At 29.6% G+C, this 12,058-nt stretch carries 10 protein-coding genes; all 10 read left to right on the forward strand.

Annotated features, from left to right (window positions below):
• The coding region (aroF, locus tag B5F09_RS06900; RefSeq protein WP_087373083.1) for a 3-deoxy-7-phosphoheptulonate synthase at positions 1–729 on the forward strand (729 nt) is incomplete at its 5' end.
• Between the two features lie 61 nt (positions 730–790).
• Positions 791–1,849, forward strand: a complete 1,059-nt coding sequence (aroB, locus tag B5F09_RS06905) for a 3-dehydroquinate synthase (protein ID WP_087373088.1) — start codon at positions 791–793, stop codon at positions 1,847–1,849.
• Position 1,850: 1 nt separating this feature from the next.
• Complete coding sequence (aroA, locus tag B5F09_RS06910; RefSeq protein WP_087373091.1) at positions 1,851–3,131, forward strand: 3-phosphoshikimate 1-carboxyvinyltransferase; 1,281 nt, start codon at positions 1,851–1,853, stop codon at positions 3,129–3,131.
• Complete coding sequence (aroC, locus tag B5F09_RS06915) at positions 3,109–4,179, forward strand: chorismate synthase (protein WP_087299245.1); 1,071 nt, start codon at positions 3,109–3,111, stop codon at positions 4,177–4,179. The genes aroA and aroC overlap by 23 nt, the downstream gene beginning before the upstream one ends.
• Positions 4,180–4,182: 3 nt before the next feature.
• Positions 4,183–5,301, forward strand: coding sequence for a prephenate dehydratase (pheA, locus tag B5F09_RS06920; protein WP_087373094.1), 1,119 nt, complete (start codon positions 4,183–4,185; stop codon positions 5,299–5,301).
• A gap of 9 nt (positions 5,302–5,310) precedes the next feature.
• Positions 5,311–5,805, forward strand: a complete 495-nt coding sequence (locus tag B5F09_RS06925; protein ID WP_087373097.1) for a shikimate kinase — start codon at positions 5,311–5,313, stop codon at positions 5,803–5,805.
• Between the two features lie 136 nt (positions 5,806–5,941).
• Positions 5,942–6,346, forward strand: a complete 405-nt coding sequence (locus B5F09_RS06930; RefSeq protein ID WP_087373100.1) for a GNAT family N-acetyltransferase — start codon at positions 5,942–5,944, stop codon at positions 6,344–6,346.
• A gap of 12 nt (positions 6,347–6,358) precedes the next feature.
• On the forward strand, positions 6,359–7,495 hold the full coding sequence (locus B5F09_RS06935) for an exonuclease SbcCD subunit D (RefSeq protein ID WP_087299237.1): 1,137 nt from the start codon (positions 6,359–6,361) through the stop codon (positions 7,493–7,495).
• Positions 7,485–10,517 (forward strand): AAA family ATPase, encoded by a 3,033-nt coding sequence (locus B5F09_RS06940; protein WP_087373103.1) that lies wholly within the window; start codon positions 7,485–7,487, stop codon positions 10,515–10,517. The genes B5F09_RS06935 and B5F09_RS06940 overlap by 11 nt, the downstream gene beginning before the upstream one ends.
• Positions 10,518–10,583: 66 nt before the next feature.
• Entirely contained in the window at positions 10,584–12,020 is a 1,437-nt protein-coding gene (proS, locus tag B5F09_RS06945; RefSeq protein ID WP_204215251.1) for a proline--tRNA ligase, read from the forward strand.
• Positions 12,021–12,058: the final 38 nt, after the last annotated feature.

Consider the following 12,058-nt stretch of genomic DNA (forward strand, 5'->3'; position numbering starts at 1 on the left):
TTGATTGCTGGACCATGTTCTGTTGAAAGTGAAGAACAGGTAATTGAAATAGCTAAATCAATCAAAGCTTCAGGGGCTAATATTTTAAGAGGTGGTGCTTTCAAACCAAGAACTTCACCATATGCATTCCAGGGAATGGGATCATCAGGATTAGATATTTTAGTAGCAGCTAAAAAAGAAACAGGACTGCCAATCTGTTCGGAATTGATGGATGCATCATATTTAGATGAATTCAATGAAAAAGTTGATTTGATCCAGATAGGGGCAAGAAATATGCAAAACTTCGATTTATTGAAAAAAGTCGGAGCTGGGACTAAAAAGCCAATTTTATTAAAAAGAGGCTTGAGTGCAACATTTGAAGAATGGATCATGTCAGCAGAATATATAATGGCAAGTGGAAATCCAAATGTCATCTTATGTGAAAGAGGGATCAGAACATTTGAAAGCTACACAAGAAATACATTAGATTTACAGGCAATCCCAGTAGTAAAGAAATTAACTCATTTACCAATAGTAATCGATCCAAGTCATGCCGGAGGAAAATGGTGGTTAGTAGAACCAATGGCAAAAGCAGCGATAGCAGCGGGAGCTGATGGATTGATGGTAGAAGTGCATAACAATCCAGAAAAAGCATTATGCGATGGACCACAATCATTAAGACCAGAAAAATATGAAAATTTATTAAAACAGATATCACAAATTGCTACTGTAGTTGGTAAAAAAATGTAATCTTTGCTAGTAGTTAAAGAGTCTTATTTTCATACAAAATATTATATAAGGAGTTATAACGATGGATTTAATGGTATCTTTAAAAGAAAATAGTTATCCAATTTATATTGAAAGTGGAATTTTAAATCATGCAGATAAATATATTAAACAAATTTTTCAAGGCAATAAAATAATGATAATTTCCGATGATCAGGTTTATGGCTATTATGGTAAACAATTGACGGATCTTTTAAGTAAAGATTATCTAGTTGACCATGTAATAGTAGAACACGGAGAGCAATCAAAACGGTTTGATATCTTACCATCGTTATATAAAGCATTATTGAATTTTAAATTGACAAGAACAGATTTAATTATTGCTTTAGGTGGTGGTGTCATCGGTGATCTGGCTGGATTTGTGGCGGCAACGTTTTTAAGAGGAATAAAATTTGTTCAGATTCCTACTTCTTTATTAGCTCAAGTTGACTCATCAGTAGGTGGTAAAGTAGCGGTTGATTTACCAGAGGGAAAAAATTTAGTTGGGGCTTTTTATCACCCCAAAATGGTATTAATTGACCCGCTTACTTTAAAGACTTTACCAGAACGTTTTATTTATGATGGGATGGCTGAAGTAATAAAATACGGTTGTATTAAAGATAAAAAATTATTTGATAAATTAAACAGTTATCAAGATTTTAATGATTTATATCAAGATATTGATCAAATTATATATCGTTGTGTTGATATTAAGCGTGATGTAGTTGAAAAAGATCAATTTGATTTTGGTGATCGGTTAGTCTTAAATTTTGGTCATACTTTAGGTCATGCTTTAGAACAATATTATCATTATCAAAAATATTCACATGGTGAAGCAGTAAGTATTGGAATGGTACAACTTACAAAGATTGCTGAAGAACATAATTTATCACCACAAGGATTGCATCTACAAATACAAGAACTTTGTCAAAAGTATCATTTACCAGTAGTTAGTAATGTGGAAACTGAAAAATTAATCGATGCAATCAGTTTAGATAAGAAAAATATAAATAAAAAATTATCATTGATATTATTAAAAGATATTGGTGATAGTTATGTTTATCAAAGTGATTATTCATTAATAAAAGCAAAGGATCGGATATAAAATGACAGCAGTAAAAATAACACCAACTAAATTATCAGGAACTATTCAGGTTCCACCATCTAAATCATTAGCTCATCGAGCAATAATTGCAGCTAGTTTGGCTAAGGGAATTAGTCGAATTGATAATATTGAATATTCAAAGGATATTCAAGCAACAATCAAAGCAATGGTATCTTTAGGTACTACAATTGAACAATATGATGATTATTTAATTATTGATGGAACTACTACTTATACTAAACAAAATTGTGAGATCGACTGTGAAGAATCAGGGTCTACTTTAAGATTTATGGTACCTATTTCTATTGTTTGTTCCAATAAAGTTCATTTTACAGGTCGTGGTAATTTAGGAAAAAGACCATTAGATACTTATTATGAAATTTTTGATGAACAAAATATAGGTTATTTATATAAACAAGATATTTTAGATTTATATATCAATGGAAAATTAAAGCCAGATTGTTTTAAAATACCTGGTAATATTTCATCACAATTTATTACAGGATTATTATTTGCTTTACCGCTTTTAGATGGTGATTCAACAATAAAAATTACATCGCCATTAGAATCTAAAGGCTATATTGATTTAACTTTACAGATTTTAAATCAATACGGAATAAAAGTAATAAATCATGATTATCAAAAATTTGAAATTCCTGGCAATCAAAAATATTATCCGCATAATTATCGCGTTGAGGCTGATTTTTCTCAGGCAGCATTTTTCCTGGTTGCCGGTGCGATTGGTAATGATGTAGTTTTGACAGATTTAAATTTAGATTCTTTACAGGGCGATAAAATGATCTTAGATTATTTAGCGGTTATGGGAGCTAAGATCGATGTTGTAAGTGACGGTATTAAAGTTATTAGCGATAATTTAAGTGCTATAAAGGTTGATGCTAGTCAATGTCCTGATGTCATTCCAGTTTTAAGTGTTGCTTTGGCTTTAGCTAATGGTAAAAGTGAAGTAGTTAATGCAAGAAGATTACGAATTAAAGAGTGTGATCGAATTGTTGCAACAACTACCCAAATTAATCAGATTGGTGGTAAAGTTCAAGAACTAGATGAGGGAATGATTATAAATGGCGTAAAAGAATTTGATGGTGGTAATTGTAAAAGTTTTGCTGATCATCGAATTGCCATGATGCTAGCTATCGCTGTTACTCGCTGTAATAGACCAATTATTTTAGATAATATGGAATGCGTTGAAAAGTCGTATCCAAGTTTTTGGCAAGACTATCAATCATTAGGAGGAATTATTGATGTCATCGACATGGAAAAATAATATTGAAATTACAATTTTTGGTGAATCACATGGAAAAGCAATCGGAATTGTTCTTGGAAATTTGCCAAGTGGTATTAAAATTGATTTTGATGCTGTAGCAAAGGAAATGAAACGCCGTGCGCCAGGGCAGGATAAAATGTCAACGAGCCGTAAAGAAGCTGATCAGGTAGAAATTATTAGCGGTATTCAAGATGGAATTACAACTGGGGCACCTCTTTGCGGGATGATTTATAACAGTGATCAGCATTCTAAAGATTATTCATTATTGAAAGAAAAAATGCGTCCTGGTCATAGTGATTATCCAGCATTTGTTAAGTATAAAGGTTTTAATGATGTTCGAGGTGGCGGTCATTTTTCAGGTCGAATTACTGCGCCGATTGTTTTTGCTGGTGCTATTGCAAAGCAGATTTTAATGCAAAAAGGGATTTATATTGGGGCACATATTTTAAGTATTAAAAATATATATGATGAAAATTTTGATCAAAGATTATCATTAGATACATTAAATTATCTTAGCAAGCAGCATTATCCAGTAATTAATCAGGAAATTTATGATCAGTTTGTTGAAACAGTTGATCAAGCTCGAATGAATTTAGATTCAGTTGGGGGAAAAATTGAATGTGCAATAGTTGGATTAGAACCTGGTTTTGGGGAACCATTTTTTGATTCGATTGAAAGTCATTTATCAAGTTTATTATTTTCTATTCCAGCGGTAAAATCAGTTGCTTTTGGTAATGATAAAATCAGTGAATTATATGGTAGTGAAGCTAATGATTGTTATTATTATGATAAAGAGGGAAAAGTAAAAACTACTTCTAATAATAATGGTGGTATTACTGGTGGTATTTCTAATGGTATGCCAATTGTTTTTACTGTAGGAATCAAGCCAACACCATCAATTGGAAAAGAGCAAAAAACTATTGATGTAAAACATCAGGAAAATACTACCCTTGCTATTAAAGGACGCCATGACCCTTGTATTGTTTTTAGAGCAACAGTTGTAGTTGAAGCGATGGCTGCATTAGCAATGTTAGATTTGGTGAGGTAGATTATGAAAGATTTAAAACAGTGTCGACAAGAAATTGATGAAATAGATAAACAATTAATAAAACTTTTTGAAAAACGGATGTCGTTAAGTAAAGAAGTAGTAACCTATAAGTTAGCGCATGATATGGAAATTTTCCAGCCTCAACGTGAACATGAAGTAATTGAAAAAAATGCGGCTCGAATTGAAAATGATGAATTAAAAGAGTATGCTAAAAAATTTGTTCAAGACATCATGGATATTGGAAAAAGTTATCAGGCTACTTTCATTCCTTTAAAAGATGCTTATCATTTAGCTTGTCGAAAACATGAAAATGTAAAAGTAGGATATGCAGGAGTACCTGGGGCTTTTGCTCATCAGGCGATGCTTGAGTATTTTGGTGATGTTAATAATATTAATTATGTTAATTTTAAAGATGTCTATGAAGCTTTGAAAAATGATGAAATTGATTATGGTATCGTACCTTTAGAAAATTCATCAACCGGAGCTATTAATGATAACTATGATTTAGTTCGTGATTATGATTTTTATATTGTTGGCGAACATAGCGTTGATATTACTCAGCATTTGCTTGGATTAAAAGGTGCAAAAATTGTAGATATTAAAGATGTTTATAGCCATCCTCAAGGAATTATGCAATCGTCTAATTATTTACGAGCTCATCAAAATATAACTGTTCATGATTATTCAAATACAGCAGCAGCAGCTAAATTTGTCAGTGAAAGTAATGATAAAACTAAAGGAGCAATTGCTTCAAAAATTGCTGCTAAATTATATAATTTAGATATAATTCAAGAAAATATTCATAATGAACAAAGTAATAATACAAGGTTTATTATTATCGGTAAACATTTAGAAGATCATGAACAAACTGATCGTGTTAGTATTGTTTTTACTTTAGAACATCAAGTTGGAAGTTTATATAGTGTTTTAAAAACAATCAGAGACCATCATATTAATTTATCAAGAATAGAATCGCGCCCAATAAAAGATAAACGCTGGCAATATTATTTTTATATTGATTTTGAAGGCAGTTTGCATGATGATAATGTTAAACTGGCACTTGAACAAATGAAAACTAAATGTTTAACACTACGAGTAATTGGAAATTATCAACATGCATAGGGGGTTAAAATGAAAAATATTGTATTAATTGGTATCATGGGTTGTGGTAAGACTACTATTTCTAAATTATTAGCTGAAAAATTACAGCGTCCGGTTATTGATATTGATGAATATATTGTTGAAAAATATAATCAATCAATTAATGAAATGTTTGCAATCAGCGAAGATTATTTTCGTCAAAATGAAACAGCATGTTGTAAAGATCTTGCTGATATTCAAGACCATATAATTTCTACTGGTGGTGGAGTTATTTTAAAAAAGGAAAATATTGATTATTTGAAGAAAAATGGAATTGTTTTCTATATTGATCGTCCTATTGATAATATTATCGAAGATGTTCATGTTGCTTCACGACCATTATTACAAGAAGGACCACAAAAACTTTATGATCTTGATAAACAAAGACACCAGTTATATTTAGATGCTTGTGATTATCATTTGATTAATGATAGCAGTTTAGAAAACATTGTTAATAATATTATTTCAATAATTAATGATAATTAATAAATACAGGATGTTGAAATGGATTTCGTTATTTGGACATGCAAATAATGGTGTTCATTTCACTTATACCTGTATTTTTTATTCTTTGTCTCGATATGATTTATATTTATGCTATAATTTAGCTTAGGTGAGAGAAATGGAATTAATTAAACAAGCATATGTCGATAAAGATTTACCTAAAGGCTGGAAACCATATTATATATTTATAATTCAGGTAAATAATGAAGAAGTTGGAAAAATTGTTTTACGTGAAGGAACAATCGAGCAGCGTTATTATGATGGCCATATTGGTTATAGTGTAGAGCCGCAATACCGTGGTCATAATTATGCCTATCAGGCAGTAATAAAACTAAAAAAGATAGCTAAAAGATTAGGCTTTGAACAGTTAGTAATTACTTGTTCACCTGATAATATTGCTTCTAAAAAGACGATAAAAAAATTAAACGCTAAATATCTTGAAACAAAAACGATACCACCAGAATATCAAAAAGATTTCAGGGATGATGAAAGAGTTAAAGAAATTTATATAATAGAATTATAAAGGAGTATAAAAATGAGATTTGTTCATATCGGAGATATTCATCTTGGCAAATGGCTTTACCAGCAAAGCTTGTTAGATATTCAAGCAGATTTATTAGATCAGGTATGCAATTATCTAGTTGATAATGATATTGATGTATTGATCATGGCAGGTGATATTTATGATCGTAGTATCCCAAGTAATGAAGCAGTTGATGTCTTAAATGATTTTTTAACTAAAGTGATTTTAAAACATCATAAAAAAGTGTTGATGATTGCTGGTAATCATGACAGTGCAAGTCGTTTGCAATTTGCTAGTGGATTATTAAAACAAGAAGGGTTATATATTGAAGCTTACCCACCTAAAGAATTAAAACCTGTTACAATAGATGGAGTGAATTTTTATTTACTGCCTTTTTTTAAACCTTCTTATATTCGTTATTTATTTAAAGATGAAAAAATCACTACATATCAGGATGCTTTTGCATGCTATTTAAAAAATCAAAATATAGATTATTCTAAAACCAATGTTTTAATTACGCATCAATTTATTGCCGGTAATCAAGATAATATTAGAAGTGATAGTGAAGCTATTTTAAATGTAGGTGGAACAGAAATTATTGATGTTAATTTAGTTAAGCAATTTGATTATGTTGCTTTAGGACATCTTCATGCACCACAAAAAATTTCTAAAGAAGCAATTCGTTATAGTGGTAGTTTAATGGCTTATTCATTTGATGAAGTTAATCAAAGTAAAAGTATTGTTGATGTTGAAATCAGCAATAAAAATGTATCTTATCAATTAATTAGTCTTAAGCCTAAACAAAATCTAATCAAAATCAGTGGCTATTTTGATGAATTGATGGCTGATACTTATCCAGGTAATAATCTAGATTTTATTGCGATTGAATTATTAGATAAATCATTGATTCCAAATGCCATCGATTATTTAAGATCTAAATTTTTAAATGTTCTACAAATAACTTATCCATCTTTAGTAAATGAACAGGATGAACATAATTTGACTAAAGCTGATAGTGGATTTGAAAAATTAAATCCTGTAGAATTGTTTGAGCAGTTTTATAATAAAATAAAAGGCGAACAATTAAGTGATGAGGGTAAAAAAATTGTAACAGAAATTTTGCTTGGAGGTGATGATAATGCTGCCTAAAAAATTAACAATGTCAGCATTTGGGCCATATTTACAGACTGTTAATATTGATTTTGAAAATTTTATTAATAATGGTCTTTTTTTAATCACAGGTCCTACCGGAGCTGGTAAAACTATGATTTTTGATGCTATTATGTTTGCATTATATGGCGTTTCAAGTGGTAGTGAACGTAGTAGCGAACAATTTCGTAGTGATCTAGCTGGTAATGACACTCCAACATATGTAGAATTAGAATTTGTTTTACATCAAGCAAACTACAAAGTTAGACGTTCTCCTAAATATTATTTAACTAATCGTAAAACTCCAAAAATGCCTAGTGCAATTTTGACAATGCCTGATGGCAAAATGATTGAAGGGGTTAAGGAAGTAAATTTAAAGATCAAAGAATTGTTAGGTATTGATGATAAGCAATTTAAACAGATTGTAATGATTGCTCAAGGTGAATTTACTAGATTGATTTATGCAACTAGTGAAGATAGAGAAAAGGTATTAAGAAATTTATTTAAAACAGATAATTTAGGTTTATTACAAGAACGCTTAAAAGATGAGGTGCGGGAATATAAAAGTAAATATGATTTATTATTTAATCAGCGTAATCTTTTATATCAAAATTTAAATTTAGAAAATAATGAAATTAATTTAGAAGAGTATATCAAAGAGTATCAAGATAAAATTATTAAAGAGGAAAAGCAATATCGCCAAGTACAAAATGAGTATAATAAAAAGAATCAGGAATTGAATCTTTATCGTTTGATAAATCAACGATTTGAACAATTAGAACAGTTAAAAAATAAATTTGAAAAAATTGAAAAACAAAAAGTTGAGTATAATTCATTAAAAGAAACAATTACAAAATTAAAAAAAGCTACTAAATTACAAAATAGCTATAATCAAGTAAAAAATACTAAAATAAATCTTGATAAATTAACGATACAATTAGATGATTTACAAAAAGAATTATCAAATAAACAAAGTGTTTTGAATACGCAATTAGAAAAATATCAACAGATTCCTAATTATCGTAATCAATTAGCAAATGAGCAAATTGAATATGAAAAGTTGTTGGAAACAAAAAAACGTTTTACTAAATATCAAAAGGATATTTTGGAAAAAGAAATGGTTGAAAAAAAATGGCAGCTTTTAAAAGACAAAAATATTGAATTAGAAAATAAATTATCTAAATATAATAAATTAATTGAAAAAGATACTTTAACTATAAGTCGCTTGGATTCATTAAAAAGTAAGTATGAATTAACAAACCAGGAATATGAAAAAATTCATCAGCATAAATTAGAAATCCATACTTTAAATAGTGAGTATGATAATTATGTTTTAAGTGATTATAGTTGTTGTGAACTTCGTGAACAATATCAAGATATTGAAAAAGATTATCAGTATGAAAAGAAAGTTTACGATGATATTGAACATCGTTATCGAATCAGTCAGGCAGGTATTTTAGCTAGCCAGTTACAAGATAATCAGCCATGTCCTGTTTGCGGTTCATTAAAGCATCCCCATCCAGCTAGTATAGATTTTGAAATTGTCGATCATGATGATTTAAAAAGGGGAAAACAGAAGTTTGATCATTTTAGTGAAAGACGAAATGAAATTTTTAATGAACTGATGTTAAAACAAAAAGAAACTGAATTAATGAAAAAGCATTTAGATGAAGATGCTAAAAGATTAGGTATTGATGATGAACTAGGGAAAGAAGTTTTTATTAAAGTATTGGGGTCAGTTAATATTAAAGAGCGTCATTTATTAAAAAATGCTAAAGAAATAAGTGAAGAAATAAGTTATTTAAAAAAATTGAAAGTTAGTGTCGAAAAATACCAAAATGATGTTGGACAATTAAGTAAAACTGTTGATAAAAATAATCTTTTAATTCAAGAATATCAAGCAAAAATAAATCAGTTAATTGGTCGAAACAGTCAAAATGATGATTTAAAAGATTTTGATGATTCACAGATTGCTAAAACCATAAAAGTAAAGCAAGATAAAATAACGTCATTAACTAATTTAATTACTCAAACCGAACAAAACTATCAACAAATTAAAGAAGTAACAATAAAGCTTAATTCGAAACAAGAATCATTAAAAAAACAAATTGATGAACAAAATAGTAACTATCAAAAATATTTTCCTGAATATCAAACTAAATTAAAACAATTATTTGAAAATGAAGAGATGTTTTTATCAGCTTTAAAAGATATTGATAATTTAGAAATATTGGAAAATAAGTATCAGAATTATTTAGTTTCTAGAGAAACATTAGAAAAACAGATTATGCAATTAGAAAAAGAATTAACTAATCAAAATAAAACCGATCTTTTAGAATATGAAAAAGATGTTAAAATTCTAAAAGAAGAGTTAGATGCCAAGGCTAAACAATTAAATATTAACCAGGCGCAGTTTTTAACAATTAAAAAGACAGTAAATGATATTAATACAATCGATAAAAAGTTAAGCAAAAGTTATGATAAATATAAGTGTTATTTAGATTTAAGCGAGGTTGCTTCTGGTAAAAATCAATATCGTATTTCTTTTGAGCGTTATGTGTTAGCGGCTTATTTTGAAAATATTTTAGTATATGCCAATGTTTTACTTAAAAGAATGTCTCAAGGCCGTTATCAATTATATCGTCGTGATAATCGAAGTAAGGGTGCTGGTAAGCAAGGTTTAGATTTAGATGTCTTAGATATGGAAAGTGGTATGATTCGTGATGTTAAAACATTATCTGGCGGAGAATCGTTTAAAGCAGCATTATCACTAGCATTAGGGCTTTCTAAAATGATTCAGGATTATGCTGGTGGTATTGAGTTAAATACGTTGTTTATTGATGAAGGTTTTGGTTCTTTAGACAGCCAGTCTTTGGATCAGGCAATTAATTGTTTAATAGATTTGCAACAAGATGGTAAATTAATTGGCATTATTTCACATGTTAGTGAATTAAAAGAACGAATTGATCAAAAAATAGTTCTTACAAGAATAAATAAGCAAACAAAAATATCAATTGAATAACTATCTTGCATATTATAGCTTTTAATAGTAAAATAGGGAAAGATTATAATGAAATGAGGAGAAATGATGGCTAATAAAAAAAATGAAGCGATAACAGCAATGGAAGATGATTTCGCGCAGTGGTATACTGATGTTTGTAAAAAAGCGGAATTAATGGATTATAGCAGTATTAAAGGATTTATTATTTATCGTCCTTATAGCTATGCAATGTGGGAAATGATCCAGCAATATATGGATAAAAAATTCAAAGAAACAGGGCATGAAAATGTATATATGCCGCTATTAATTCCCCAATCATTATTACAAAAGGAATCAGATCATGTTGAAGGGTTTGCTCCTGAGTGTGCAACTGTTACAAAAGGTGGTTTAGATACTCTTGAAGAAAATTTATTAATTCGTCCAACTTCTGAAACACTTTTTTGCGAACATTATGCTAAAATTGTAAATTCTTATCGTGATTTACCTAAGTTATATAATCAATGGTGTTCTGTTGTTCGTTGGGAGAAAACAACTAGACCATTTTTAAGAGGGGCTGAATTTTTATGGCAAGAAGGACATACTGTTCATGCTACTAAAGAAGAAGCTTGGGCAGAAACATTACAAATGTTAAAGATTTACGAAGATACTGCTCGTGAATTATTAGCAATTCCAATGGTTACTGGTCGTAAAACTGAAAAAGAAAAATTTGCTGGTGCTGAAGCAACATATACAATTGAAGCTTTAATGCATGATGGTAAAGCTTTACAATCAGGAACAAGTCACTATTTTGGACAAGGTTTTGCAAAAGCATTTGATATGAAATTTTTATCAAAAGAAAATAAATTAGAATATGTTTACCAAACATCATGGGGTGTTTCAACACGTTTGATTGGAGCGATTATCATGGTTCATGGTGATAACAATGGTTTAGTTTTACCACCAAGAGTTGCTCCTATTCAAGTAATGATCATTCCAATTCAACAACAAAAACCTGGTGTTCTTGATAAAGCTAACGAAGTTATGGAACAATTAAAAGCAGCAGGTATTCGTGCTAAAGTTGATGCTAGTGATAAAACACCTGGATGGAAGTTCTCGGATGCTGAGATGCGTGGTATTCCACTAAGAATTGAAATTGGACCTCGTGATATTGAAAATAATGCTTGCGTTATTGCTAAAAGAAACGATGGAACTAAAAATACTTATTCATTAGATGAAACATTACCTGATACAATTAATAAATTGTTAGATACTATTCATGATGAAATGTATCAAAAGGCATTGAAACATCGTGATGAAAATATTAGACAAGCTACAACATATGATCAATTCAAAGATATTATTGCTACTAAAGGCGGATATGTAAAAATCATGTGGTGTGGTGATGAAGAATGCGAAAATAAAATTAAAGCAGATACTACTGCTACTAGTCGTTGTATTAAAGAAGACGAAGAAGCGTTTAGTGATGTTTGCCCAGTATGTGGAAAGCCAGCTAAAAAAGTTGTTTATTTTGCTAAGTCATATTAAGATACGATTTAATCGTATCTTTTTTTAAGGAAAGGGTA

Source organism: Erysipelatoclostridium sp. An173 (assembly GCF_002160495.1).
Taxonomy (GTDB): Bacteria; Bacillota_I; Bacilli_A; order Erysipelotrichales; family Coprobacillaceae; genus Thomasclavelia; species Thomasclavelia merdavium.

Excerpts from the sequence above, each read along its gene's own strand:
- aroB (WP_087373088.1), top strand. The coding sequence starts at position 791 with ATGGATTTAATGGTATCTTTAAAAGAAAATAGTTATCCAATTTATATT.
- aroA (WP_087373091.1), top strand. The coding sequence starts at position 1,851 with ATGACAGCAGTAAAAATAACACCAACTAAATTATCAGGAACTATTCAG.
- aroC (WP_087299245.1), top strand. The coding sequence starts at position 3,109 with ATGTCATCGACATGGAAAAATAATATTGAAATTACAATTTTTGGTGAA.
- pheA (WP_087373094.1), top strand. The coding sequence starts at position 4,183 with ATGAAAGATTTAAAACAGTGTCGACAAGAAATTGATGAAATAGATAAA.
- B5F09_RS06925 (WP_087373097.1), top strand. The coding sequence starts at position 5,311 with ATGAAAAATATTGTATTAATTGGTATCATGGGTTGTGGTAAGACTACT.
- B5F09_RS06930 (WP_087373100.1), top strand. The coding sequence starts at position 5,942 with ATGGAATTAATTAAACAAGCATATGTCGATAAAGATTTACCTAAAGGC.
- B5F09_RS06935 (WP_087299237.1), top strand. The coding sequence starts at position 6,359 with ATGAGATTTGTTCATATCGGAGATATTCATCTTGGCAAATGGCTTTAC.
- B5F09_RS06940 (WP_087373103.1), top strand. The coding sequence starts at position 7,485 with ATGCTGCCTAAAAAATTAACAATGTCAGCATTTGGGCCATATTTACAG.
- proS (WP_204215251.1), top strand. The coding sequence starts at position 10,584 with ATGGCTAATAAAAAAAATGAAGCGATAACAGCAATGGAAGATGATTTC.